Source organism: Streptomyces sp. NBC_01260, from assembly GCF_036226405.1.
GTDB lineage: Bacteria > Actinomycetota > Actinomycetes > Streptomycetales > Streptomycetaceae > Streptomyces > Streptomyces laculatispora.
In genome coordinates this window covers 8,699,872-8,725,134 of record NZ_CP108464.1, presented here as the reverse complement: position 1 = coordinate 8,725,134, position 25,263 = coordinate 8,699,872, and the positions used below count along the sequence as shown (strand labels likewise).

At 69.0% G+C, this 25,263-nt stretch carries 20 protein-coding genes and 2 pseudogenes; 16 read left to right on the top strand and 6 right to left on the bottom strand.

Going from position 1 to position 25,263, the window contains the following annotated elements; genetic code table 11:
* Nucleotides 1–8 precede the first annotated feature (8 nt).
* The 11 genes from OG322_RS38875 to OG322_RS38825 all read left to right on the top strand — a co-directional run bounded on the left by OG322_RS38875 (nucleotide 9) and on the right by OG322_RS38825 (nucleotide 11,430).
* Nucleotides 9–1,268: an ABC transporter substrate-binding protein gene (locus OG322_RS38875; RefSeq protein WP_185095526.1), complete on the top strand. Its 1,260-nt coding sequence runs from the start codon at nucleotides 9–11 to the stop codon at nucleotides 1,266–1,268.
* Nucleotides 1,255–2,235, top strand: coding sequence for a carbohydrate ABC transporter permease (locus OG322_RS38870; protein WP_241200361.1), 981 nt, complete (start codon nucleotides 1,255–1,257; stop codon nucleotides 2,233–2,235). The genes OG322_RS38875 and OG322_RS38870 overlap by 14 nt, the downstream gene beginning before the upstream one ends.
* Nucleotides 2,232–3,068 (top strand): carbohydrate ABC transporter permease, encoded by an 837-nt coding sequence (locus OG322_RS38865; RefSeq protein ID WP_241200360.1) that lies wholly within the window; start codon nucleotides 2,232–2,234, stop codon nucleotides 3,066–3,068. Before OG322_RS38870 ends, OG322_RS38865 begins: the two co-directional genes overlap by 4 nt.
* Before the next feature lie 2 nt (nucleotides 3,069–3,070).
* Nucleotides 3,071–5,029, top strand: coding sequence for a hypothetical protein (locus tag OG322_RS38860; RefSeq protein WP_241200359.1), 1,959 nt, complete (start codon nucleotides 3,071–3,073; stop codon nucleotides 5,027–5,029).
* On the top strand, nucleotides 5,016–5,804 hold the full coding sequence (locus tag OG322_RS38855) for a ribonuclease activity regulator RraA (protein WP_123465614.1): 789 nt from the start codon (nucleotides 5,016–5,018) through the stop codon (nucleotides 5,802–5,804). Before OG322_RS38860 ends, OG322_RS38855 begins: the two co-directional genes overlap by 14 nt.
* Nucleotides 5,801–6,739 (top strand): aldo/keto reductase, encoded by a 939-nt coding sequence (locus tag OG322_RS38850; protein WP_123465612.1) that lies wholly within the window; start codon nucleotides 5,801–5,803, stop codon nucleotides 6,737–6,739. Before OG322_RS38855 ends, OG322_RS38850 begins: the two co-directional genes overlap by 4 nt.
* Nucleotides 6,736–7,617: an amidohydrolase family protein gene (locus OG322_RS38845; protein ID WP_164494506.1), complete on the top strand. Its 882-nt coding sequence runs from the start codon at nucleotides 6,736–6,738 to the stop codon at nucleotides 7,615–7,617. The genes OG322_RS38850 and OG322_RS38845 overlap by 4 nt, the downstream gene beginning before the upstream one ends.
* Nucleotides 7,617–8,297 (top strand): GntR family transcriptional regulator, encoded by a 681-nt coding sequence (locus OG322_RS38840; RefSeq protein ID WP_241200358.1) that lies wholly within the window; start codon nucleotides 7,617–7,619, stop codon nucleotides 8,295–8,297. Before OG322_RS38845 ends, OG322_RS38840 begins: the two co-directional genes overlap by 1 nt.
* A gap of 286 nt (nucleotides 8,298–8,583) precedes the next feature.
* Entirely contained in the window at nucleotides 8,584–9,429 is an 846-nt protein-coding gene (locus OG322_RS38835) for an NAD-dependent epimerase/dehydratase family protein (protein ID WP_329307626.1), read from the top strand.
* Nucleotides 9,430–9,517: 88 nt separating this feature from the next.
* Nucleotides 9,518–10,114: a dihydrodipicolinate synthase family protein gene (locus tag OG322_RS38830; RefSeq protein WP_329307625.1), complete on the top strand. Its 597-nt coding sequence runs from the start codon at nucleotides 9,518–9,520 to the stop codon at nucleotides 10,112–10,114.
* 29 nt (nucleotides 10,115–10,143) lie between these two features.
* The gene (locus OG322_RS38825; RefSeq protein ID WP_123465605.1) at nucleotides 10,144–11,430 is read left to right on the top strand and encodes a glucarate dehydratase family protein; all 1,287 of its coding nucleotides are present in this window, start codon (nucleotides 10,144–10,146) and stop codon (nucleotides 11,428–11,430) included.
* A gap of 121 nt (nucleotides 11,431–11,551) precedes the next feature.
* Here the strand turns inward: OG322_RS38825 and OG322_RS38820 are convergent.
* The 3 genes and pseudogenes from OG322_RS38820 to OG322_RS38810 all read right to left on the bottom strand — a co-directional run.
* Nucleotides 11,552–12,309 (bottom strand): annotated as a pseudogene (locus OG322_RS38820) (ISAzo13 family transposase); the annotation flags it as partial.
* 452 nt (nucleotides 12,310–12,761) lie between these two features.
* A complete protein-coding gene (locus tag OG322_RS38815; RefSeq protein ID WP_123465602.1) occupies nucleotides 12,762–14,915 on the bottom strand; it encodes an alpha-galactosidase in 2,154 nt (717 codons plus the stop codon).
* Between the two features lie 41 nt (nucleotides 14,916–14,956).
* Nucleotides 14,957–16,177, bottom strand: coding sequence for an ROK family protein (locus tag OG322_RS38810; RefSeq protein ID WP_241200357.1), 1,221 nt, complete (start codon nucleotides 16,175–16,177; stop codon nucleotides 14,957–14,959).
* Between the two features lie 113 nt (nucleotides 16,178–16,290).
* Here OG322_RS38810 and OG322_RS38805 point away from each other — a divergent pair, with 113 nt between their 5' ends.
* The 4 genes from OG322_RS38805 to OG322_RS38790 all read left to right on the top strand — a co-directional run bounded on the left by OG322_RS38805 (nucleotide 16,291) and on the right by OG322_RS38790 (nucleotide 21,908).
* On the top strand, nucleotides 16,291–17,574 hold the full coding sequence (locus tag OG322_RS38805) for an ABC transporter substrate-binding protein (protein WP_123465600.1): 1,284 nt from the start codon (nucleotides 16,291–16,293) through the stop codon (nucleotides 17,572–17,574).
* Between the two features lie 185 nt (nucleotides 17,575–17,759).
* The gene (locus tag OG322_RS38800) at nucleotides 17,760–18,569 is read left to right on the top strand and encodes a carbohydrate ABC transporter permease (protein ID WP_393702522.1); all 810 of its coding nucleotides are present in this window, start codon (nucleotides 17,760–17,762) and stop codon (nucleotides 18,567–18,569) included.
* Nucleotides 18,566–19,393 carry a carbohydrate ABC transporter permease gene (locus OG322_RS38795; protein WP_123465598.1) on the top strand — a complete coding sequence of 276 codons (828 nt, stop codon included), beginning with the start codon at nucleotides 18,566–18,568 and terminating at the stop codon, nucleotides 19,391–19,393. Before OG322_RS38800 ends, OG322_RS38795 begins: the two co-directional genes overlap by 4 nt.
* Nucleotides 19,394–19,448: 55 nt before the next feature.
* Nucleotides 19,449–21,908: an Ig domain-containing protein gene (locus OG322_RS38790; RefSeq protein ID WP_329307623.1), complete on the top strand. Its 2,460-nt coding sequence runs from the start codon at nucleotides 19,449–19,451 to the stop codon at nucleotides 21,906–21,908.
* Nucleotides 21,909–21,999: 91 nt separating this feature from the next.
* Here the strand turns inward: OG322_RS38790 and OG322_RS41820 are convergent.
* Nucleotides 22,000–22,478, bottom strand: a pseudogene (locus tag OG322_RS41820) (helix-turn-helix domain-containing protein); the annotation flags it as partial.
* Between the two features lie 302 nt (nucleotides 22,479–22,780).
* The gene (locus OG322_RS38780; protein ID WP_123465594.1) at nucleotides 22,781–23,332 is read right to left on the bottom strand and encodes a GNAT family N-acetyltransferase; all 552 of its coding nucleotides are present in this window, start codon (nucleotides 23,330–23,332) and stop codon (nucleotides 22,781–22,783) included.
* A gap of 48 nt (nucleotides 23,333–23,380) precedes the next feature.
* Between OG322_RS38780 and OG322_RS38775 the strand changes: the two genes are divergently transcribed.
* Nucleotides 23,381–24,001, top strand: a complete 621-nt coding sequence (locus tag OG322_RS38775) for a TetR/AcrR family transcriptional regulator (protein WP_123466479.1) — start codon at nucleotides 23,381–23,383, stop codon at nucleotides 23,999–24,001.
* A gap of 775 nt (nucleotides 24,002–24,776) precedes the next feature.
* Here OG322_RS38775 and OG322_RS41815 read toward each other — a convergent pair.
* Nucleotides 24,777–24,941 carry a DUF6188 family protein gene (locus tag OG322_RS41815; protein ID WP_443066603.1) on the bottom strand — a complete coding sequence of 55 codons (165 nt, stop codon included), beginning with the start codon at nucleotides 24,939–24,941 and terminating at the stop codon, nucleotides 24,777–24,779.
* Nucleotides 24,942–25,263 lie beyond the last annotated feature (322 nt).

The window sequence follows — 25,263 nt, the reverse complement described above, 5'->3', positions numbered from 1 at the left end:
AGGTTTCGATGGTTTCGGGTTCTCGCCGGCACCTGGTCAAGCTGGGTGCCATCGCCATATCCGCCGCACTGCTCACGGGCTGCTCGACCGGCACCGACTCAGCAGGCGGCGGCAAGAACATCCGCATGCTGGTCAACATCACTCCGGTGCTGACCAAGCAGTTCTACAAGGACCTGGTGGCGGGGTACGTCGCCGATCACCCCGGAGTGAAGGTCACGATCGAGGCGCCCACCGGCAGGGGCATCGAGGACACGCTGAAGCAGCAACTGGCCGCCGGCAGCCCCCCCGACATCCTCGCCGGCGGACAGAACACGGCTCTCGCCGGACAGATGGCACCGCTGCCCGACGCACAGTGGGTGAAGGACTCACCGTTCGCGGAGGCGTCCAAGCTGGATGGCAAGGTCTGGATGGCCGGCACCGGCGTCCAGCTCCAGTCGCTGGTGTTCTACAACAAGGACGCCTTCACCAAGGCCGGTGTCACCTCGACGCCCAAGACGTTCGACGAGTTCACCGCCGCGCTGCGCAAGCTGAAGAGCGCCGGTTACACGCCGATGCAGACCGGTGGTGAGTGGACCACCGGCGCGCAGGCCCTGATGATGGCCAACCCGAACGTCATGAACACCGAGCCGCAGTGGAACGCGAAGCGGAACAAGGGCTCCGTGACCTTCGCCGGCAGCAACTACGCCAAGTTCCTCGACGTCTACCAGTCCTGGATCAAGGACGGCCTGGTTCCCAAGGACGCCAACGGCATCAAGTACCAGGACATGATCAACAACTTCACCGCCGGCAAGTCGGCGACGATGGTCATGGGCAACTGGCTGGCGGCCTCGCTCGCCGATGCGAAGCCGGGCTTCGACGCGGGCGTGTTCCCCGTCCCCACGTTCGACGGCTCCACGCCGCCGCAGGCCGCCAACCCGGCCATGCCGTACTCGGTGCTCAAGAGCTCCAAGCACACAGCCGAGGCGATCGACCTGGTCAAGTACCTGGTCAGCGACAAGAAGGCGGTCACGAAGGGACTGAGCGCGGAGGGCAACTTCCGTACCGGGTACAGCTACAAGGCCACCCCGCTGACCAACGACATCGCCAAGCTCCTCGACGCCGCCGGCGGCAAGACCGTCGCGATCGGCCCGGGACTGGGCGACAACTCGTCCCCGGCGGGCTTCCCCGACGAGCTCAACACCCAGGTCCAGAGCATGTATCTGGGAACGTCGGCAGACAGGGTGGCGGGGGCCATGGACAAGTGGTGGTCCGCGAATGCGCCCAAGTAACGCGACGCTCAGCGCTCCTGGAGCGTCGGACAGCCCGCCGGTCCATGAGCGCCCCCGTCGCACTCAGCACACTCCCCCGCGCCCGCTGCGCGTACGCGCCGCCCGCAGCCTGTCCAGCATCTTCATGGTCGGCCCCGCACTGGCGGCGGTCGTGGCCTTCATCCTCATCCCCGTCGTGGTCGCCGGACGGCTCAGCCTCACCGACTGGGACGGTTTCTCCGACAGCTACAAATCCCTGGGCCTGGACAACTACGTCCAGCTGTTCCACGACCCGGGCGTGAAGAACGCGGCGTACGTCACGCTCGTGATCGCGGCGGTCGGCACCGTGGCCTGCAACGTCCTCGGTCTGGGCCTCGCGGTCATGCTCAACGGCGAGGGGCGCGTCAAAGCGATACTGCGGGGTCTGTTCTTCTACCCGCACGTGCTCGGCGCGGTCATCATCGGCTTCCTGTGGTCGGCCATCCTGAGCAGCGAGGGAGCGATCAACACGCTCCTGAACGCGGCGCACCGCTCGAAGATCCCGTTCCTGTCCGATCCTCACTGGGCGCTCGCATCGGTCGTCTTCGTGGTGATCTGGTCGACGTTCGGGGTGAACGTGGTCCTCTACCTAGCCGGGCTGCAGACGATCCCCGAGTCGCTCCTGGAAGCGGCGCGCATCGACGGTGCCTCACGCTGGCAGACGTTCCGCCAGGTCGTGCTGCCGATGCTGGCACCCACGGTGACGATCAACGTGGTCCTCGTACTCGTCCAACTGCTGCGGGTCTACGACCTGGTACTGGCGATGACCGACGGTGGTCCGGCGGGCCACACGCAGACGTACGCGTACCTGGTCCTGTCGGAGTCGTTCCTCAACGGGAAGATCGGCTACGCCTCGGCCCAGAGCATCGTCCTCATGATCGTCATCACGGTGCTCGCCATCGTGGTCGTGACGCTGCGCCAGCGCAGCGAGAAGGCGGTGGAACAGTGAAACGCAAAGCAGGCAGTCGCGTCGGCTCGGTCATGCTCGGCCTCTTCGCCCTGGTCATGCTGGTGCCGCTGTACCTCGTGATCGTCAACGCGTTCAAGCCGGAGTCGGCGATCCGTCAACGGCCGTTCTCCGCCGCCCCGGGTGTGCTGTCCACGGACTATCTCCGAGCGGCACTGTCGTCACCGGACTACAACATCATCAAGGCGTTCGGTGTCACGGTGATGTTCGTGGTGCTGGTCAACGTGCTGTCCCTGGCCCTGGCCGGGCCGGCCGCCTATGTCATCGCCCGGGGTACCCGCCGCTGGCACAAGGGGATGCTGCTGGTGTTCCTGGCCGGGCTGTTCATCCCCGGGCAGGTCCTGGTCATCCCGGTGATCTACGTGCTGCGCTTCACGGGCCTGATGGGCACGATCCCCGGATTCGTCCTGTACGAGGCGACGTTGACCCTGCCGCTGTCGATGTTCCTGTTCGTGGGCTACATCAAGTCCATCCCCCGGGAGCTCGACGAGGCGGCGCAGATCGACGGCGCGGGCCGGCTGCGCACCTTCTGGCAGGTGATCTTCCCGCTGATGCAGCCGGTCGTGGTCACCGCGGTCGTCCTGCACACCATCGGGGTCTGGACGGACTTCGTGAACCCGCAGATCGTGCTGGGCCCGACGTCGGGCCTGTATACCGTGATGACCGGCGTGTACTCCGCGATCGGTCTGCACACCACCGACCTGTCCGTGGTCTACCCGACGCTGCTGCTGGCCATCGCACCGGTACTGGTCTTCTTCGTGATCATGCAACGCAAGATCGTCGGTGGCCTCACCGCCGGCGCGACGAAGGGGTGACCGTGGGCAAGCACATGGTGAGTGTGACGGCGTCCGTGCCGGCCTGCGAACCGCCGGCCTGGGCCGTACTGCAACGACAGCTGTTCTCGGTGCTGGACGAGACATGGCGGGTCTTCGAGGACCGGTACTGCCACCCCGACGGCGGGCTGCGCTTCGACGGGGAACTGAAAGGCCGTGACGGGGCGGACGACTTCTACGAACCGTTCTTCAACTGGCCGATGCTGTACATGCTCGGCGGGGCGGACGACCTCCTCGACGCCTGCAAGAAGCACTGGAACGGGATCACTCGACAGCTTTCCGACGCCGGGTTCCTGGTCGATGAGTACGAGCGCGGGTACGACTGGTTCCACCAGGGCGAGTCGCTGCTGATGTTCTACGGGATCTGCGCGGCCGACCCGTCCGACGACACGTTCCGCCAGCGGGCGCTGCGCTTCGCCGACCTCTACCTGCCCACCTCGCCCGTCGGCAATGTCGACGGCTCGCAGCGGATCATCCGGGCTCCGCACACCGGGGCCGGCGGACCGCGCCGGGGCGTGGACGACGAATGGGCGCAGGGGTTCGGCGCCGGACTGACCAACATGAAACCGTACGGCCTTCCCCTGGAGGATCTGCCCGGCATCGACACCTGGGACGACCTGGCCGACCCCGTCAACGCGCGGCGTATGGGCGAGGCGATGAACCGGCGGCTCGGCGACGGCGACGTCGCGGTGAACCTCGCTTCCACCTCGCTGATCGCCAACGCGTGGCTGTACACGGGCGAGGACCGGTACCGCGACTGGCTCGTCGACTACGTGCAGGCCTGGCGGGACCGGGCCGCCGCCGCGGGCGGCGTCATCCCCGACAACGTGGGGCCCTCCGGGGAGGTCGGTGAACTGCACGACGGCCGCTGGTACGGCGGCCCGTACGGCTGGACCTGGCCGCACGGTCTGCACAGCGTCGGCGCGGTCGCGGTCGTCGCTGCCATGAACGCCGCTCTGGTGACCGGCGACAACGCGTGGTTCGACCTGGCCCGCGCCCCACTGGACCGGGTGCTGGAAGAGGCGACGCGCGGGCCGGTCCGTGACGGGGAATCCAGCATGGCCTCGACCTGGCTCCAGCGTCTCGGGCCCGACGCCGACGCCGACCTGCAACTGGTGCCCTACCGGAAGGGCATGCACGGCTGGTTCGACCACCAGCCGCTGCAGATCGCCTTCCCGGCCTGGATCTGGTGGTGCTCCGGCGACCCGCAGGACCGGCAGCGGCTGGACCGCGTGGAACGCGAATGCGGCTACGACTGGACGACCGTGCACGCCTTCCGTGACAAGGAGGAGGCCGGACACGAGGCGCCGTGGCTCGCCTACCTCGACGGTCGCAACCTCGACTACCCGGCCCGGGCCCTCGGCATGGCGCTGGGTCAGGTCGCCCGCAGGATGGCACTCGTCCACGAGGACGCGTCATCGGTCCGCACCGATGACATCCACTGGTGGCAGCGGCTCAATCCCGTGGTGACCGAGATCCTGGTGCAGCTGACCACCGGCGCTCCCGCCGCTCCTTACAACGGCGGGCTCCAGCAGTCCCGGGTGCGCTACTGGGACGCCGACCGCGGCCGTCCCGGCCTGCCGGCTGACGTCGCCGCCCTCGTCGAGGGGCTCGACGAGACCCGGGTCGGCGTCCAGTTGGTCAACCTGAGCACTACGCAAGAACGGCGTGTGGTCGTCCAGGCCGGCGCGTTCGCCGAGGACGGCATCGACCACGTCGTGGTGGATCAACTCGACGACGGCTACCCCGGCCCCAACCGCGCCTACCGGGCAGACGAGTTCACGACCAGTACCCGGCGCATCGACGTGCGCGACAACCACCTGCTGGTGATCCTGCCGCCGGGTACCCGGCTCGGCCTCGATATGCGGGTCCGGCGCCACCAGTTCACCCCGAGCCACCCCACGTTCGACCGATACCAGGAGAAGCAGAATGACGACCGATGAACAGGCCCAGCCGGTGTTCCCCCTCCCGGTGCGCGGCGACGCGTACCAGCGTGCCGATGCGGAACTGGTGGGCCAGATGGGACAGGTGAGCAGCGCCACCGCGTGCGCGAAGCTCCACGGCATGGGCATCAGGCGCACGTGGATGGAGGGGCCGCAGCCCCTCTCGACCGGGCAGAAGATCGCCGGGTCGGCGTTGACGCTCCAGTTCATGCCGCAGCGCGAGGACATAGCCAGCGGCCTGGCCCAGGAGGCCGTCGAGCGCCAGACCGCCCTGTGGGCGGTGCTGGAGGCGGTACAGCCCGGTGACGTCCTCGTCATCCAGGCGTACGGGTCGGCGTTCAGCGGCTGTGTCGGCGACATGCTCGTCCGCTACTTCAAGCGCAAGGGCGGCGCCGGGATCGTCGTCGACGGCCGGATCCGGGACGCTCCGCGGATCCGCGAGCTCGGCGTGCCGATCTGGTGCACCGGCACCACCCCGCACTACGCCTCCCAGTCGGAACTGTTCCCCTGGGCGTACGACGTGCCGGTTGCCGCCGGCGGAGTGCTGTGCCTGCCCGGCGACATCGTGGTCGCCGACGACGACGGCGCCGTCGTCGTCCCCCAGGCGACCGCACCGGAGGTGGTCGCCACGGCCCAGGACCACCAGGAGTGGGAGGTGTTCAGCCGGATGCGCCTCGACCAGGGCGCCAAGCTCGGCAACTACTACCCGCTGACCTCGGAGTCGCGCGCGGAGTACGAGCAGTGGCGCGATCAGCAGCGGTCGTCGCAGCGATGAACCAGGTCTCGGGCCCGGGCGTGCTGGGCCGCACCGGTCTCACGGTCGGCAGGCTCGGCCTGGGCTGCGCGCCCCTGGGCAACCTGTACGAGCCGGTTCCGGAGCAGGACGCCACCGGCACGGTGCATGCCGCGCTGGCGGGCGGGACGCGCCTGTTCGACACCGCTCCCCGGTACGGCAGCGGCGTGTCCGAGCAGCGCCTCGGCCAGGTGCTGGCCGGGGTGCCCAGGTCCGAGGTCGTCGTCGCGACCAAGGTCGGATACCTCCTGACCGGCGACGGGGCCGAGCCGGACTTCTCCTACGACGGCACCATGCGGTGCCTGGAGGAGAGCCTGACCCGGCTAGGCCTGGACCGGGTGGACATCGCGCATGTGCACGACCCCGACCACCATGAGCAGGAGGCCCTCGCGGGGGCCTTCCGCGCCCTGGTCGACCTGCGGGAGCAAGGCGTGGTGTCGGCGGTGGGCGCGGGCATGAACCAGAGCGCCATGCTGGAGCGGATCGTCACGCGGGTCGACGTGGACTGCGTGCTGCTGGCCGGCCGGTACACTCTCCTCGACCAGGAAGCTCTGACGGGCCTGTTGCCCGAATGCGAGGCTCGCGGTGTCGGGGTCGTCCTGGGCGGGGTGTACAATTCCGGCCTGCTGGCCGATCCGCGACCCGGCGCGAGGTACGACTACCGGACAGCCGAACCGCACCAGGTTGCCGCCGCGCTGGCCATCGCGGAGATCTGTGCCCGCCACGGGGTGCCGATGAAGGCGGTGGCCCTGCAGTTCGGGTGGGGGCATCCTGCCGTGTCCACTCTGGTCGTCGGAGCCAGGACGGCCGATGAAGTGCGGGAGAACCTCGCCATGGCGCAGACCACCGTCCCCGCCGGCCTGTGGGCAGAGCTGCGCGCGGCGGGGCTGCTCCCGCAGGAGGTGCCGACGCCGTGACCGCCATCGACGCACATGTCCACCTGTGGGACCCCGGCCTGCACGACCACGCGTGGCTGCGGTCCGCGGGCGAACTGAACCGCCCCTTCCTCCTCGACGACCTCACCGCGGCCGCCGGATCGGTGACTGCTGTGGTTGTGCAGGCCGGGCGGACCGTGGCCGAGGCCCGTTGGCTGCTGAGCCTGGCCGCGCGGTCCGCACGGCTCTCCGGCGTCGTCGTCCACGCGGATCTCGCCGATCCGGCCGCTGTGGACACGGTCGACACACTCCGTGCGGAGGACGGGAGTTCGGCGCTGGTCGGGGTCCGTGACCCGGTCGGGGCAGGCGAGGGCGCCCGTCTCGGACTGCCCCAGGTGCGGCGTTCACTCGCGGCTCTCGGTGAGCGGGGCCTGACCATGGACCTGCTGCTGGGGCACGGGACTCTGCGTGAGGCATACGCGGCGGCCAGGGACCTGCCGCAGGTGCGGTTCGTCGTCGACCACGCCGCGATCTCGGCCGTCAATGTGCGGCGCGAAGGCCTCGGCGAATGGGCCGCGCAGCTGACGCCACTGGGCCGACTGCCCAACGTGGTGTGCAAGTTGTCCGGACTCGGCAAGGCCACCGCCGAGCCGGGCGGAGTGCCCATGGATGCCGTTGCTCGGGTGCTGCTCGACGTGTTCGGGCCACGCCGGCTGATGTTCGGGTCCGACTGGCCGGTCAGCACACAGTGGTCGGCATACGAGGACGTGGCCGGGGCCGCGGCCGGTGTGCTGGGCGGGCTGACCGCGGACGAAGCCGCCGCAGTATGGGGCGGAACAGCCGTCGGGGCCTACGGACTCGATCCGGCGGGCACGTCCACCATGGACAGGATGACAATGATCCGGCAGAGGGAGCACTGATGACTGGTCTGAACGATCTGCTCGAACAGAACAGAGGCATGACGTCGGGCGGGCTGCTGTCCGACCGCGTCTACCGGCTGCTGCGTTCGGCCATCCTGAGCGGCGAGATGGCGCCGGATCAGCGGATCGTCGAATCCGACATCGCCAAACGTCTGGGCATCAGCCAGGCTCCCGTGCGCGAGGCCGTCAAACGGCTGGTACACGAGAGCCTGGTCACCCACGTGCCACGGCTGGGCAGCCGGGTTGCCAGCATCTCGATCGAGCAGGCCGAGCAGGCACGAGAGCTGCGCGGTCTGCTGGAGGAGTTCGCCGCCCGAGCCGCCGCCCAGCGCCGCGCCGAGGGCTACGTCGACCAGCTGAACTCGGTGATCGACGACATGCGACGGGCGGCCCTGCACGACGACCCGAGCAGCTTCCGCGACAGCGACATGGCTTTCCACCGCCTCGTCTGCCAGGCCAGCGGCAACCACCTGCTGCCGCGGTTGTGGGAGGTGATGGAGCCCAGTCTCTGGACGCTGCGCGTGGTCTCCAACCCGTTCTACACCGGCAGCCGCGACAAGCTGGTCGACGAACACGCGCGCCTGCTCGACATACTCGTCAACGGCCGGGAGGACGACGCCGCAGAGGCCTTCCGTCGCCACGCAACCGGCGCGGCCAAGCCGTCGCAGCGCGACGAATAGGACCATCCGGCTGCAAGACGGTAGGCGGGCGCGATCCGTACCGCGACCGTGTTCACCCATGTCCGCGGTGAACGATACGGGTCGCTGTCGGTGTACGGCGAACCGGTGGGCGCGGGCGACGCGTTCGCCAGCGGCCACCGGTACTGCCCTCTCCCGGCGCTGACTTGGGTGGCCCTGCTACGGCTCGGCCACCTGATCGCCGGCGCCGGGGCGTGACCGGAAGGCCGGGCCGCTGCCGGTCATGGACGCCGCTCAGTCACGCATCGAACGACATTGGAGGTTCCGCATGCCCCGGCAAGGCGCGCACGCCACCGGCTCCACCGATACCGGCCGGATTCTGCTCACGGGCGCCGCCGGCAGGGTGGGCACGCAACTGCGGCCGCTGGCGGCGCGGGAGGGCCGCACGCTGCGGCTTCTCGACATCACCACGCCGGCCGCCGTCGAAGGGAGCGGAGCGGAGGAGACCGTGATCGCCTCTCTCACCGACACCGAGGCGCTGCTGGAGGCATGCCGGGGCGTCAGCGCGATCGTCCATCTCGGCGGCCAGAGCGTCGAGTCCACCCTGGACGACGTACTGGACCGCAACGTGCGCGGCACACTGAACCTCCTGGAGGCGGCCCGGCTGGCCGGCGTGCCCCGGGTCGTCCTCGCCTCCTCGGCACATGCCGTCGGCTTCCACCAGTACGGCGGCACTCCGGTCGCCGCAGACGCACCGGCCCGCCCGGACACCCTCTACGGCTGGAGCAAGGCCGCGATCGAGTCCGCCGGGCGCCTGTACCACGACCGCTTCGGCATGGACATCATCTGTCTGCGCATCGGAAGCTGGTTCCCGACGCCGAACGGGATGCGCGGGCTGTCCACCTGGCTGTCACCGGCCGACGGGCACCGCCTCGTCGAAGCCTGTCTGAGCTGCCGCGAACCCGGCTTCCGGATCGTCTGGGGAGTCAGCCGCAACACCCGGGGCTGGGTGAGCCTGGCCGAAGGCGAGGCGATCGGCTACCACCCGCTCGACGACGCCGAGCAGTTCGCACCCGAGGTGATCGGAGAGTGCGGCCTGCCGGACCCTGCCGACTCGATCACACCCCGGCTCGGGGGCGACTGGTGCGCCATCCCGCTGGGGCAGACCTTGTGACAGCCATCCGTTCATAACAGCCATCTGCTCGTAACAGTCGGCCGAGTACCGCCTCGGCCGAGGTAACTCTTGAAGTGGAGATTCATCCATGAATACCGTGAAATGCGATGAACGAACAACGCGGCTCTCGGGACTGCCCTACCAGCGGGCCGACGCGGTCTTCGATCCGGCAGCCGCGGTGGAGCTGCTCGACATCCCGAACGTAGTGGGCATCAAGGACGGCCGCGGCGACGTCGACGTGATGCTGCGCCTGGTCACCGCCGTACGTACCAGCGGACACCCCCGCGCCGCCGAGTTCGGATTCCTCAACGGCCTGCCGACTGCGGAGCTCAGCGCACGGGCTTACGCGGCGATCGGCGTAGAGAGCTACTCCTCGGCGGTGCACTGCTTTGCCCCCGACATCGCCACCGCGTTCCACCGGGCTGTGCGCGACGACGACGAGGAGGGGGAGGAGGCGCAGCGAACACTGCTGACGGAGTTCTACCCGCCGTTCGCCGCGCTGCGCGACCGCGTGCCCGGCTACGCCGTTTCGCTGGTCAAGGCCGGTGCGCAGGTGGCCGGTCTGGCCGTCGGCCCCGTCCGCCCGCCGCTGGTGAAGGCCACACCGGAGCACGTCGCACAACGCGCGTCCATCGTGGACCGCGGACGCACGGCGCTCCGTCGACTGGAGGAGTCCCGCGCATGACGACTGGTTCTCGTACGAGGAAGGGCCCCATGGAGCCACAGAGCCCGTCAGGGCCCCCCACGATCGTCGACATCCGCATCACGCCCATCGCGTTCCCTGACCCGCCGTTGCTCAACGCCGTGGGCTGCCACGAGCCGTGGGCGTTGCGCGCGATCATCGAAGTCGACTGCGGCGACGGACTCGTCGGGCTCGGCGAGACCTACGGCGACGCCTCGCACCTGGCGGTGCTGCGTACGGTGGCACCGCTGCTGATCGGGCTGGACCCGTTCCGGACCGAATACATCAAGTCCGTGGTGGACGGGCTGCTCGGCACCGTTGACGCGCCGTCGGAGAAACTCGGTCCGTCCGGCGGCATGGGCCCGGAGAAGGTGTCGCTGCGGGTCTTCTCCGCATTCGAGGTCGCCTGCCTCGACGTACAGGGCCAGGCGATCGGCCGTCCGGTCCACGATCTCCTCGGCGGCCGGGTACGCGACGCCGTGCCCTTCTCGGCGTACCTGTTCTACAAGTGGGCGCAGCATCCCGGCGATGCCCCGGACCTCTTCGGCGCCGCGCTCGACCCTGCCGGGATCGTGGCCCAGGCCCGGACGATGGTGCAGAAGTACGGCTTCCAGTCGATCAAGTTGAAGGGCGGTGTCTTCCCTCCCGACGTGGAACTCGACGCCATTCGCGCGCTGCGTGAGGAGTTCCCCACGCTGCCGCTGCGCATCGATCCCAACGCCGCGTGGAGCGTCGAGACCTCCCGCCGGGTCGCCGCCGAGACTCAGGGCCTGCTGGAATATCTCGAAGATCCCACCGAGGGCCTGGCCGGCATGGCCGCCGTCGCCGAGACCGCCGGGATGCCGCTGGCGACCAACATGTGCGTGGTCTCCTTCGACCACATTCCCGAGGCCGTCGATCGCGGCTCCGTTCAGGTCATCCTGTCCGATCACCACTACTGGGGCGGACTGCGGCAGTCTGTGCGCCTGGCGGGCATCTGCGAGACCTGGGGCCTTGGCCTGTCGATGCACTCCAACAGCCATCTCGGCATCAGCCTTGCCGCGATGACCCACCTCGGCGCGGCACTGCCGCAGCTGTCCTACGCCGCCGACACCCATACGCCCTGGCAGCTGGGTGTCGACGTGGTGGAGCGCCCGCTGACCTTCGTCGACGGCGCCGTGCCAGTGCCGATGTCGCCGGGGCTCGGCGTGCGGCTGGACCGGGACGCGCTTGCCCGGCTGCATGAGAACTACCTTCGGCAGGGCATCACCGGACGCGACGACACGGGTTACATGCGCCGGTTCCACCCGGACTTCAACCCGACGAAGCCGCGGTGGTGACCGGGGATCCGGTCAGCCTCTCGGGGCACGCCTACTCTCCACGACTCGCTCGGAGTCGGTGACCACGCATGGGCCGTGACAGCTCGTGTCGACACACGAAGGCTGGGGGACGCGAGTGGCCGCGTCCGGCCCCGTGCCACCAGTGGCGGATCGAGGCGTCCGCGAAGGCGGCGGTGTCGTGGTCGGTGCCGACACCGACCCAGCCGGAGTTCGCGGCAATGTCGTGGATCCCGTACGGGATCGCCTTGCCCAGCCTCTGCCGGTCCAGGAAGTCATGCGTCCTGACCTTGACGGGATCGCCCGAGGGTTGCCCTTCACGCCCCGCGTTCCTGAACCGACCAGTTCCTGCATCTTGCTGTCCACGCTGATCACCGGGTCCCCGCGCCGATGTGGTCCTTGGCTTGCTCGTTGATGTAGCGGAACCGGGCGTCCCGGTCCGGGTGCTGCTTGCCCTCGATGGTCTTGGCGTTGCCCTGCAGGCTGAAGCCCTCTTCCCGCAGCAGGTCACCGACCGTGTCGGCACTGCCCCTGTGTCCCCGGAGGGTCAGCTCGCCGACCAGGTTCCGGGTCGACTCGGTCGTCCAGCGCAGCGGCGACATCGGGTCTCCGCCCGCGCTGCTCGACCAGGGCGAGCAGCGCGGGCCGCAGCCCCGCGTCCAGGTCGGCGGCCTTCTTCCGTCCACCTCCATGCCTGCCGACCCGCCCCAAGGGCCCCTCGCCGGCCCCCAGCTCATCCACCCCCTTACGGACCGTCGTCTCGCTGACCTCGGCCGCCCGAGCGACGGCCCGGATCCCACCGTCCCCCAGGCCACAGGCCTTGGCTCCCATCAGCAGACGCTGCTGCCGCTCGTCCAGTTGCGGGAACAACACGCCAAACATCGCCGCCAGTTGCGGGACTGTAAAACGTTCGGCTCTGGCTCACATCCGGTGGTGACGGAAAGTCACGGCGGCGACGAATAGGCCGTCGATCACGAATCCGCAGGTCCGTGCACCACAGCGGTCGTTCTCTTGGGCCAACCGATCGGCCCGGCGTCTGTCCGTAAGAGTCCGGCGCGACAGGCTCAGCGCCCCCGATGCGCTGCCATCCGCTTCAAAGCATCGAGGTCAGAGCACCGGCCGCACTCTGTGCAAGGTAGAGATACCCAATACTCACGATCTGTCACCACCGGATGTGAGACAGAGCCGTTCTTTTGACAGACCCTGCCCCGCGCCGTCAGGCACCGACGTACTCAACAACTTGACGGCGCCCATCGGCGACATCAAGCGCCCCACCTTCGAGTCCGACTTCGACGAAGTCGCGCTCAAGCTGCGTGACGAGGCCATCCGCCGGATCAGACGGCGCGCAGGTGGACAAGCGCCGCGCTCTGAGGTGCCCGCGCAGGACCTGGCAGCCCCAGTGCTCCCAGCGCCGCACCGGAGGCCTGGACGCCCGTGACCTCCCAGGTGACCGACGGGGCGGCCGGCGTGATGAGCGAGGCGCGGTAGGTCCGGTCCGGGTCGAGTCCAGGGATGCGGAGCCGAGGCGGCACCGGCACGATCTCATCCAGCTGGGCATAGGAGAAGAGCGCCTCCGACCGGTCCCGGGCGACCACTCCATGCGCGAGCAGACCGTCGGGCAGTGCGACACGCGTCAGCCGCCCCGTGTGCAGGAGCGCGCGGTGCCGCTTGTAAAGGCCGATCCAGGACGCGAGACGGTCCAGCTCGTGGGCCGGCACCTTCGTGAGGTCCCACTGGATGCCGAACTGGCCGAAGAAGGCCGTGGCCGCGCGGAGGTCCAGGACGCTGGTCCGGCCGGTCTGGTGGGAGACCGGTGCGGTGACGTGAGCGCCGAGGTACTCCAGCGGGGCGAGCTGGGCGCTCCAGTGCTGGATCGGCTGGCGGGACAGCGGATCGGTGACGTCGGAGGCCCAGGTGCTCTGGACCCGCTCGAGCACGTCCAGGTCGATCCTGCCGCCTCCCGAGGCGCAGCTCTCCCACGAGATGCCGGGATGGCGGCGGGCCAGCTCATCGAGGAGCTCGCGGAAGGCGAGGGTCTGCCGCCGTGAAGCGGGCCGACCGGTGCCGCGCGAGTCACCTCCGTCGACCTGGTCGCGGTTGTGGTCCCACTTGACGAAGTCGATCCGGTGCGCCGCCACCAGACGGCCGAAGGCGTCGAGCAGGTGGGTTCGCACGTCCTCCCGGCCGAGATCGAGCAGGTAGCAGTTGCGTTCCAGCACGGGCGACCGGTCGCCCGTGCGCAGAATCCAATCGGGATGATCGCGGTGGACCGCGGAGTTCGGGTTGACGGCCTCCGGCTCCCACCAGAGCCCGAACTCCATCCCCTTCTCGTGCACCCGGTCCACCAGCGGTGCCAGCCCGTGCGGCCACACCGCCGGGTCCGGGGTCCAGTCGCCCAGGCCGTCGTCAAGGGAGGTGCGGCCCGCGAACCACCCGTCGTCGAGCACGAAACGCTCGGCACCCAGCTCGGCCGATATGTCGACCAGCGCGGTCAGCGTGTCGAGGTCGTGGTCGAGGTAGACCGCCTCCCACGGGTTGAACATGACGGGTGCGGGCCGGGACGGATGGGCCGCGAGCGACCGGACGTACTGGTGGGTCGCGTCCGCCAGTCCGTCGAGGCCGCGCGCGGACGCGGCCACGTGCACCCAGGGCATCGCGTACGTCTCGCCCTCGGCGAGGACCATCTCGCCCGGGTGCAGCAACTCGCCGGCCCGGACGACGGCGGTGCCGGAGCTGAGCTGCTCGACTGCGTACCGGTGGTTGCCACTCCAGGCGAGGTGGACACCGAGCACCTCACCCTGGCCGTATCCGAAGCCGGGGTTACCGACCACGACCAGGCCGGTGCCGTCGAGGACGCGCATGCCGCGGCGGTGCTCCCTGACCCACTGCCCGTCCGCGAGGGCACGGCGCTGGGGTTGCCGCTCGCGGGCCCATCGCCCGGTGAAGTCGAGGATCTCGCCCGCGCCGGTCGGAACGGGGACGACCACGTCGAGCGCGTCGACCACGTAGGGGCCGGCGCCGACGTTGGTCAACAGGTGCCGGAGGCGGAGCCCTCCGCCCGGGACGGCTTCGGCCTCGAAGCACAGTTCGAGTCCCGCTGCCCTGTCGGTGGCCCGGACCGCGAGTGAGTCGTCGTCACACCGCACCGAGCCGGGGCCGAACGCGGTGGACCAGTCGCTCCCGGGGCCGTCGGGGCCGACCCGGTGGCCGAGCAGCGCGGGCCGTCCGAGGTAGCCGCGCGCGTGCTCCGGGAGCACGCTGACCGGTGAGCCGATCAGCCAGGAGTTCCAGGCCGTGGTCTCGATCGAGGCCGGGATCGTCAGCGACCGGACGTCCGTCGCCGCCAGGGACGGCCCCACCCACCCGATGTCGGGCAAGCCGTCCGCCCTCGGCAGCAGGACCATCGTCGTGGTCTCGGTGCCGCCGAGTCCGGAGAGGGACACGGGGTTGGTGGGCACGGGCACGGCAACGCGTCCGGGCTCGATCATTCGGTGACTCCTTGGTGCGATGAGAGGGGGTGGGGGGTGGATCAGGCCTGCACGGCGAGCAGGCGCTCCTTGAGATCGTCGAGCGCCAGCCGGGCGGCGCCGAGGGCGACGGACTCGTCGCCGAGCAGGGACACGCGGAATCCCGTCCGGTTGAGGGAGGTCGCGGCCAGGTGCCGCTCGAAGGGACCGGCAAGCACGTCCCCCGCGCGGGACAGGCCGCCGCCGAGCACGACGAGATCGGGGTCGACGGCGTGGACCAGGACGGAGGCACCCAGGGCGAGGGCCTCGGCGACGCGGTCGACGGTCCTCACCGCGGTGCGGTCGCCGTTCGCGGCCGCTTCGAAGAGCGCCCGGACGTTGCCGCTGGTGGACTCCTCGGCGGCCGAGCCCGCAAGCCTGCGGCTCTCGCGGTCGAGCTGCGCCATCGCCTCGGCCCACCCCAGGATTTTCATCGAACCGACGGACGCCGCCAGGCCGTGCCGCCCGTTGTGGATCTGCCCGTTGATGACGATCGCGGCCCCGAGGCGGCGGCCGGCGTGCATGTAGACGAGGTCGCGTGCCCCGGCGCCGCCCCGCCACTGCTCGGCCACCGCCGCGAGGTGGATGTCGTTGGAGACCAGCACGTCGCGCTTGAAGCGTTCCGACACCTCCGACACGACGTCGATCCGGTCGAAACCCGGGAGTGAGTAGACGTCCAGGTCATGGCCCGCGGGAACGGTGCGGATGTCCATGACCTCCGAGTCGTTGGCCCCCACACCGGTGATGCCGCAGGCCACCGAGCGGACGTGTTCCCTGTTCGTCCCGATCTGCCGGAGGGTCGCCTCGGCCAGTCGCGCCGCCGCCCCGATGCGCCCGGCCGGCCCGATGCGGGAGTCGACGCTGCGTCTGCGCACCGCCAGGACGTTTCCGCGCAGGTCGCAGACGACCACGGCCACCTTGTGGGCGCCGATGTCGACGCCGACGACGGCGAAGTCCTCGGCCACGACCTCGTAGCGCCGGGCAGGCCGTCCTGCCGACCGCTCGCCGTTCGGACGGTCGAGCGCCTCACGGACGAAGCCCTCGTCCACCAGCGTCGCCACCAGGTCCTCGGCGGTGGGGCGGGAGACTCCGACGATCGAACGCACGTCGCTGACCGTCAGTGACGCGGCGTCGAGAAAGGCCCGCACCGTGGCCGAGAGATTGAGCCTGCGCAGGAGGTGGGCATCGCCCGCACGGCCTGCGGGTGCCTTGCTGCCCCGGGTTTCACCGATGTCTTGACTCACGGCGGCACAGTATCTAAATTGACGCCGCAACAGCAATATTGCCAAGAAACTTACTTATCTAAATTCTGGCCGAGCGACATCCCCCGGTGGGTTCGACCAGCAAGGAGGGCCTCATGAGCAAGCGGGCCAACTGGGGTGCGGTAGCGGTTTCGTTGAGCCTGGTCGCGCTGACCGGCTGTGCCGTCGGTGGCGGGAACGGAGGTGGGAGCGGTTCGGTCGATGACGTGACGTTGAGCCTGCTCACCTTCGAGACCCCCAACCTCACCGCCTCCTACTGGGACGACATCATCGCCCGGACCAGCGCCAAGGTGCCGGGGGTGAAGATCAAGAAGATCGTCGCGCCGAGCGCCGAACAGCGCAACGAGTACACGCGCCAGCTCGACTCGACCGGCGCACTGCCCGACATCATGGTCGCGATCGACCCCGCCGGACTGGCGGAGGGCGGCAAGCTCGCCCAGTTCGGCGAGAAGGAACTGGCGGACTGGACCAGCCCGACCGCGAACAGCTTCAACGGCAAGATCTACCAGCTGCCCACCAACTCGCAGACCTGGCAGATCTACTACCGCAAGGCGGCTTTCGAGAAGGCGGGCATCACCACTCCTCCGAAGAAGTGGGACGACCTGCTCGCCGCGGTCGACAAGCTGAAGGCGGCGCAGATCAAGCCGTTCGTCATCGGCGGCGGTGCACCGGACGGCCTCGGCCCGCGCTGGACCTTCGCCCAGCTGGTGGCCGACGAGGTCTACGCCAAGGACCCGAAGTGGCTCGACAAACTGACCGCGGGAAAGACCGACTTCAGCGACCCGCTGTTCGTCAACGCGGCGACCAAGATGAAGGCACTGGCGGGCAAGGAGAACGTCGACAACCTGTCGGCCACCTACGCACAGGCGCAGGAAGCCTTCCTCAAGGGCAAGGGCGCCATGTACCCGATGGGCTCGTGGTTCCCGGCGTCCCCGGACAAGGCGCAGCAGAAGGAGTTCGGCGCCTTCCCCATGCCCACGCAGGACGGCTCGCTCGTCCTGCCCGTGTACACCGGCGGTGGACTGTCGGTGAGCGCCAAGTCCCCTGACGTCGCGAAGGCCAAGCAGTGGGCCATCGAGTTCTCGAAGCTGAACGCCGACGGCGGGGCACGTTACGACGGCCTGTTCGTCGCGCTCAAGGGCTACAAGCCGCCGGCCGGCCTGCCGCCGCTGTACAACACCACCCTCGATCTCTACGAGAAGGCCCAGGCCGGTGGAACCGTGACGCCGAGCTTCGGAAACGAGAGCGGTGTCCCGGCCCTGCCGTCGGGCTTCATACCCAAGGTCGACGCGGCACTGAATGATCTCCTCAACGGCCGTGCGGACGTGGACAAGTTCGTCGCGACGCTGAACACGAAGTTCAAGGAGCTCTCGAAGTGACGCGCCCCTCGCCCGCCCGGACGAGGACCGACGCCGCCGGAGGGAAGTCACGACCCGACCGGCCGCCGGCCACTTCGGCCCCGTCCGAGCGCGCGGGCGGGCCGCACCGGCGCCGCACCTGGACGTGGTCGTCGGCGGGAACCGGCGCCGTCTTCGTCCTGCCGACCCTCACGATCTTCACCGCGATGGTCCTGGCGCCCATCCTGTGGACCCTCTACACCGGGATGACCGATGAGCGCGCCACGCGCCCGGACACCTCGTTCGTAGGCCTGGACAACTACGGATTCCTCCTCGGGAACGAGGAGTTCCGGCACTCCCTGTGGAACACCGTGGTGATCACGGTGATCGTGGTGCTGCTGACGAACCTGCTCGGTCTCGCGATCGCCCTGCTGCTGCGCCGGCCGGGCCGGCTCTACAGCCTGCTCCGCAGCGTCTACTTCACCCCGGTGATCCTCTCCGCTGTGGTGGTGTCGGTGATCGGACGCTCGATCCTGGCGGACGACGGCCTGCTGAACAGCGCGCTCGTCTCGCTGGGGGTCGAGCACCCGCCGGGCTGGCTCACGGATCCGTCGTACGCGATCTACTCCGTCTCCGGGATCATGGTCTGGCAGCTGCTCGGCTTCGCCGTGGTGGTCTACCTCGCTGGGCTCGCGGGGATCCCCGCCGAGCTCGACGAGGCGGCGAGCCTCGACGGCGCCGGCCCCTGGCAACAGTTCCGCGCGATCACCTGGCCGCTGCTCGCGCCCGCGCTGACGATCAACACCGTGATGCTGATGATCAGCTCGTTCAAGGTCTACGACCAGATCGCCGTGCTCACCAACGGTGGCCCCGGCACCGACGGCACGGCCACCGTGGCCTTCGCGGTGATCCGCACCGCCTTCTCCGAGCAACGTCCGGGAGTGGCGTCCGCGATGGCCGGGATCATGCTCGTCGTCGTCTCGGTCGCGAGCGTGACCGTGCTCAGGCTCCTGCAACGACGAGAGGTGAATCTGTGAACTCCCGAATGCCGTGGATGCGGCCGCTGTTGGCCACCGGCGTGGCGGCCGTCTTCTGCATGCCGCTCTACGTGGCGCTGGTCAACGTCTTCAAGCCCAGCTCCGAGGTCGTGACCTCGCCGTTGGCGCTCCCGCTTCCGCCGACCCTCGACAACCTCGAACACGTACTGAGCCGGCCGGACGGGCTGTTCTGGTACGGCCTCGTCAACTCCGTCACCCTGACCGCGGCGTCTATCCTCATCACCACCGTGCTGGCCGCGATGTCCGCGTACCATCTCGTGCGGTCGGGCCGCTGGTGGAGCCGTGCCGTCCTCGGCGTCATGCTGTCCGGCCTGATGATCCCGCCCGCGGTGATCATGCTTCCGATCACGCGGATCCTCGACGCCATCGGCCTGTTGCACTCGATGCCGGGCGCCGTGCTGGTCGACGTCGGGTACTACCTGCCATTCGCCGTGTTCGTCTTCATGGGCTTCATCCGCTCGATCCCGCGCGAACTCGAAGAGGCCGCGGCGGTCGACGGCGCCGGCCGCTTCCGAATCTTCTGGCAGGTCGTCTTCCCGCTGCTGCGGCCCGCGTCGGCCAGCGTGCTGATCTTCCTCGGGGTATGGGTCTGGAACGACTTCCTGACTCCACTGCTCGTCCTGGGCCCCGGAGCCGGCAACACCGTGACGGTCGGGATCTTCCGCTCCATCGGCCCCTACCAGCAGGACTTCGGGGCGGTGTTCGCCTTCATGCTGTTGGCCACACTGCCCGTCCTGGCCTTCTATCTCGCCTTCCAGAAGCAGTTCGTCCGTGGTCTGACAGGGGGTGCCACGAAGGGTTGACCGGCACGAGCGGCCGGTGCAGCAGTTTTCGTCGAGAGGTGACAGGAGTAATATCGTGCGGTTCTCAGAACTCATAGTCGGATCCCAGCCTTCCCGGAGGAGGCCCGAACAGCGTCGGCGGACGGCCGGTGCCCTGGCGTTCGCGGTGCTGACCGTCGGCATTCTGCCCGCGGTCGGCGCACAGCCGGCGCAAGCACGACCTGGCGGAGCGACTCCGTCGATCGAGATCCAGGCCGGCTATCTGGAGCTGGAGCTCGACAGGACAGGGACGGTCGTGGGTCTGGAGGACGTCAGGACCGGGGTCGACCACCTCGCGCCCGGTCATGCGGCGTCCCTGGTCAGTCTGGTCGTCGACGGCAAGCAGCAGAGGCCGACCACGGTTGACCGTTCCGGACCCGGTGGCCAGATGCTCACGTTCCGGAACAAGGCCGCGCACTGGAAGATCCAGGTGAAACTGGTCAGCAGTCGCGGCGGCTACACCACGTTCGAAGCGGTCGCCGTCGACGTGCCGAAGGGCGTCGATGTGCAGACCCTGCTCTGGGGTCCACTGGCCACATCGATCTCCCAGACGGTCGGTACATCGGTGGGCGTGGTCCGCGACGACGATTTCGCCATCGGGCTCCGACCGCTGACCGACCGTACCGAGGGCGCCTGGCCGCAGGAGGACCAGGACATGGGCTGGGAGAGCGAGGTCAACCACGATCCGGACCATGTGAGCGTGGGCTCCCTGGAGGAATGGAGCGCGGCAGGCGTGACCCCCTGGGGTTCCGTACTGCGCGCCTTCACCTTCGACTACACCAAGGAACGCCACCGCAAGGTACGCGGCTATCCGATCCCGGTCGGACCGCTGCCCGGCCGCGACGGCAGGATCGCCGGTTCCAAGATCGCACTCTTCGGAGCCTCGCCCGAGGCGACGCCGACGATCCTGTCCAACATCGCAAAGGGTGAGAAGCTGCCCTACCCGAAGCTGAACGGGCAGTGGCAGAAGGCCTCCCAGGCGAGCAGCCAGTCATGGCTGGTGCTCGGCGACCTGGAGACCGGCAACATTCCGGCGGCGGCCCGGTTCGCCAAGGCGGCCGGCATGAACCGCATCTACTCACTCACCAGCAGCTACGGCCCATGGAAGTCCAGCGGCCACTACCAGTTCGACTCCAGTCTGGGCGGCAGCGACGCCGGGGCCGCGGCGGCCGTGGACAGCGCCCGGGCGAACGGTGTACAGCTCGGCGTACACACTCTGTCGGACTTCATCAGCACCGGCGACGAGCCCTACGACTGGGCCTGGTTCCCGCGGGACGCCTACCTCAAGCCGCCCGCCGACGACCGGCTCGCGATGGGAGGCACCGCCTCGCTCACCCGTCCACTGACGGCGGACGACACCACCGTGTACCTGGACGACGGCGCGCTGCTCGCCGCGGGACCCAGCTACAGCCTCCTGCGCATCGGGGACGAGTTCGTCAGCTACGGAGCGGCCGAGCAGGTGGGGAAGGAGTGGAAGCTGACCGGCGTGCAGCGTGCGCGATGGGGATCGGTCGCGGTCGCACACCCTGAGGGCGACCACACCGCCCGGGTCATGGCCAACAGCTACGGCGGCGCGATCGGCGGCCATGCCGTCCTCGACGAGATCAGCGACCGGCTGACCACCGCCTGGAACACCACCGGCATCACCGGTATGTCGTGGGACGGCCTGGAGTCGGCATCGGAGTCCGGCTGGGGCGCCTACGGCATGGCGCACCTGGTGAACAAGACGTTCCGGCGCATCGATGCCAAGGACGGATTCATCTCCGAGACCAGCCGGATGACCTCGAACACCTGGGACGCGCTGACCCGGGCCAGCTGGGGTGAGGTCGGCAGCACCTCGATGGAGCAGGTGTTCGCCAACAACAAGTACCTCCAGGCGAACTACCTCCCCGGCATGCTCGGCTGGATCAGCCTCAACGGCTCGGACAGTCTGCTCACCATGGAGTGGAAGCTGGCCCGAGGCGCAGGCCTGAACGCCGGGACGGGTTTCCAGAGCTCGGTCTCCCGCCTCGAATCGGGCGGCGAGAACACCACGCGGCTGCTCGACGCCATTCAGCAGTGGGAGACGGCACGCAACCTGGGCGCGTTCACCGCGGAGCAGCAGGCGCGGTTCCGCGACCTGAAGACGAACTGGCACCTGAGCGCGGTCGAGCCGGGCAAGCGCTGGTCCCTGCAGGAGCTGGACGCCGACGGCAAGCCGGTTGGCGCCCCCCAGGCCGTCGTCGCCCCGACCCCGGAGCTCGACGCCGGGCCGCTGCCCGCGGCAGCCAAGGGAGCCCTGTACGAGGCGACCGTGAAGACCAACACGCCGGCGACCACGCGCTACGCGGTGACCTCGGGGACCTTGCCCGCGGGCCTCGTGCTCAATGCGGACACCGGCGGAATCGTGGGGACACCGGTCAGGACGGGAGCGGCGCCGTTCACGGTCACGGCGTACCAGAGCTCCGGTCAGCCGACAGCGCGGCGCGACTACGTGATCGAGGTCGGCGGTCACTGAGCTCGTAGGCGTGGTGTTGTCAGGGTGAGTCCAGTGCCGGCAAGGCATCCGTCAATAAGGTCGGGCTGGTACTGGACCTGGCGCAGTCTCGGTGGGCGCCGTCGAGCAGGCGGATGTAGTCCGTCTCGCTCAGCGAGCGGCACGCGCCCTTGCGGCCGGCGTGTCGGCACAGGCGGGTGGGCAGGCCCGGCCTGATGCACAGCAGCCCGGCCGCCGAGAGGCGGCCACGGCTGCACCCGGGCACATGCACCGTCGGGGTGATCCCGCGCCGGCCCCAGGTGCGGCCCTTGGGCGGCCGACCGGTTACGCCCTATTCATCCTCGAAGCAGATGAACGCGCCGGTCGCCGTCCGAAGGTTTTTACCTCCTGCCAGGTCGCCTTCCGCCATGCAGTAATCGCGTCTTCGTCGCGTTCGGCGGCAGGCCGGGCGGGCATCTGCAGGCTGTAGCCCATCCGGTGCAGCAGCCGGGTGACGCCGGAGAAGCTGTAGGAGATGTGGAACTTCCGCCCGATCAGTGTGCGTACCCGGGCGACGGTCCACACCTGATCGTCCGTCCAGCCGTGTGCGGCCGGTGCAGGCATCGGACCTGTGTTCTCCCATCCGCCGAGGCGATCATGCCTGGCTTCAGAGTCGCTACAAAATCCGAAACGTTCGGGAACCACTCGACCAAGTGTTGTGACACGGCTGATCTGCCACCATGACGAGGTCCGCACCCAGTTCACACCCACACTGCCCGCGCGGTGTCGGACCCGCCCCGCTCACCGGCCGCAGTCAGATGTTGGACCACGGCTTCCGTAGTCCGCTGCACGTGAGTGAGCACCCACCGCGTTGGCCCACAGCCACCGCCGTGGGTGCGTGGCGGAGATTCCGGTCACTGGTGATGGTTTCGCCATTCGGGGGCGAGGATCGCCCACATCTGCTTGTCGTGGCGGGTGCCGCCGTAGGGCCAGTACTCGCGCCGTACGCCTTCGAGCGTCATACCGAGCCGCTGGGCCACCGCGGAGCTGCGCTCGTTGTCGGCTCGGCAGTTCCACTCGGCGCGATGCAGCCCCCGGGAGGCGAACGCCCACTCCAGCAGCGCGCGGCACGCCTCTGTGACCAGGCCATGACCCTCGACGGCCGGCTCCAGCCAGCAGCCGATCTCGCAGGAACCGAAGCCGGCGTCGAACTCCACGAACATCACGCCGCCGACCAGTGTTCCGTCGAGCCAGATACCGAAGAGGCGGCCGCCGTCCGCGGCCTGACGCTCGGCGTACCGGCGCAGTGTGGCCCGCGCCCCCTCGAGGTCGACGGTGACGAACCCCGGCCCGACCCATGGCCGGATGTGCTCGCGAGCCCGGTCCAGGTGGGCGGCGAACTCCTCGGCATGCCATATCTCCAGCGGGCGGAGGCAGGCGTTGTCCCGCAAAGAAAGGGAAAACACGATAACCCCATTCACATAACAAGCGTTACGTCTATGTACCGTAGCAGCATGCCACGCACCAAGGGGAACCACGAGGCTCGCCGACGCGACGTCTCCGAGGCGGTCTGGCGGGTGTTGGTCGCTCACGGCTTCGGTGGATTGACCATGCGAGCCGTCGCCGCCGAGCTCGATGCCACCACCGGCCTGCTCACCCACTACTTCCCCGCCAAACGCGACCTGGTTGCGTACGCCCTCGACCTGCTCGAACGGCGAAGTGCCTCCCGCCCCCGGCGCGCCGCCGACAAAGGCCTGTCCGCCGTGAGGGCCGCGCTACTGGACATCCTGCCGCTGACCGACGAGGCCACCGACAGCAACCGGATCTGGGTGTCCTCCTGGGATGCCGCGCTCGCCAACCCCGAGTTGAGCGGCGATTACGCCCGCAAGTACGCGCAGAGCCGCGAAAAGCTGCGCGACCTGGTCGCCGCAGCCCAACAGCTCGGCGAACTGCCCGATGGCGACCCGGCCCGCATCGCGGCCGGCGCCCAGTCCTTCGTGCTCGGTCTGGTGGTACAGGCGCTATTCGACCCCCCGGCGTTCCCACCCCACCGCCAGGCCGAGCTCCTTGATGACTACCTGGCCACGTTGAACTCCCCACTCTCATCCGGTGGCGATCACGAGGTCCTGTCCTGACGGCCACGCGTCTCGGAAGAGTTGTCGAGACTCGCTCGGCGGCCAGCAGCGCGCACCGTTCATCGGCCCCGACACCCGTGTGCTCACCTTTGCAGTCCCTTCCCGAAGACGCATCGTCACGAGCGGCCGTCCGCCGGTCGTCGCCACACCACCGCACCGCCCCCTCGTTCCTGTCCGGCCACCGCCCTCGTAGACGTGTCCGACCGCACGGAACGAGGAACAAGAAGGAAACCGCACGTATGACCACGGCGACCAACAGGCAGCACACCCCGTCGCCCCTCCCTCGCCTGTTCGCATCGTCTGGGCCCGCCGCGTCACCACCCTGGACGGCGAGGCCGACACCCGGGTCCTCGACGCCATCGAGGCGGCCCGCGCCGGCCACCCCGAGCAGCGGATCAACCACCGCATCGAGCACCGCTCCCCCATCGACGAGAAGCTGGTCCAGCGGATCCGCGCCGCCGAGGTCACCCCGGTGCCGTTCGGCGCATTCGTCCACGGGGGGGCTCCAAACTGCGCCGCTACCACGGTGACGCGCGCGCCGCACGGGTCAGTGACCACCGCTCCTTTCTGGACGCCCAAGTCTTCGTCGCGGGCTCGTCCGACCACCCGTCGGGTTCCCCTTGAGCCGCTGCTCGCCCTCCAGACGATGGTGACCCGGCGTACCAGCGCGGGCGATGTCCTCGGCGCTGGCGGGGCCCTGACGGTCCGTGAGGCTTTACAGGCTGCGAGTCTCGCGCCTGCCGCATCGGTGTCGAGGCTAGGACTCGCTCGCTCCTCAGCGGGTCCAGACGGCAAGGTCGCCTACAGGAAGCGACACGAAGCGCCATCCTGCCGCGTCCTTGACCCGCCACGCTTCGAAGGACGGAGCCGACGAGCAGTTCAGGTGGAGTCCTGTGTCGGAAACGAGACGCAGCATGCCGGACTTGAACGCCTCCGACAGGACCTTCGCTCAGAAGAGGGCGAGAGTTGTTGCGACGTCCCGCGATTCCGTAGCGGCAACGGTGCCGTTGAAGCGAGGCGGTCGACGACGGACACGGATGGCGTGAAGCGAACCGACGCGACGTGCCGGCACTCCGGCACCCGAGCCGGACCCTCTGTCGGCTGTCCCCCGGGGCGCTGCCGCACGGCTCGCCGGGCAGCAGTTGTGCCGAACCCCTTGCTGGGGCGATCCGATCTCCCTAATGTGAACCTTCAAATCTCTGGAAGTAACTGCAACAAGCTTTGTTGGGGCAAATTTTGAACGATCAAATTCGGTGTGCAGT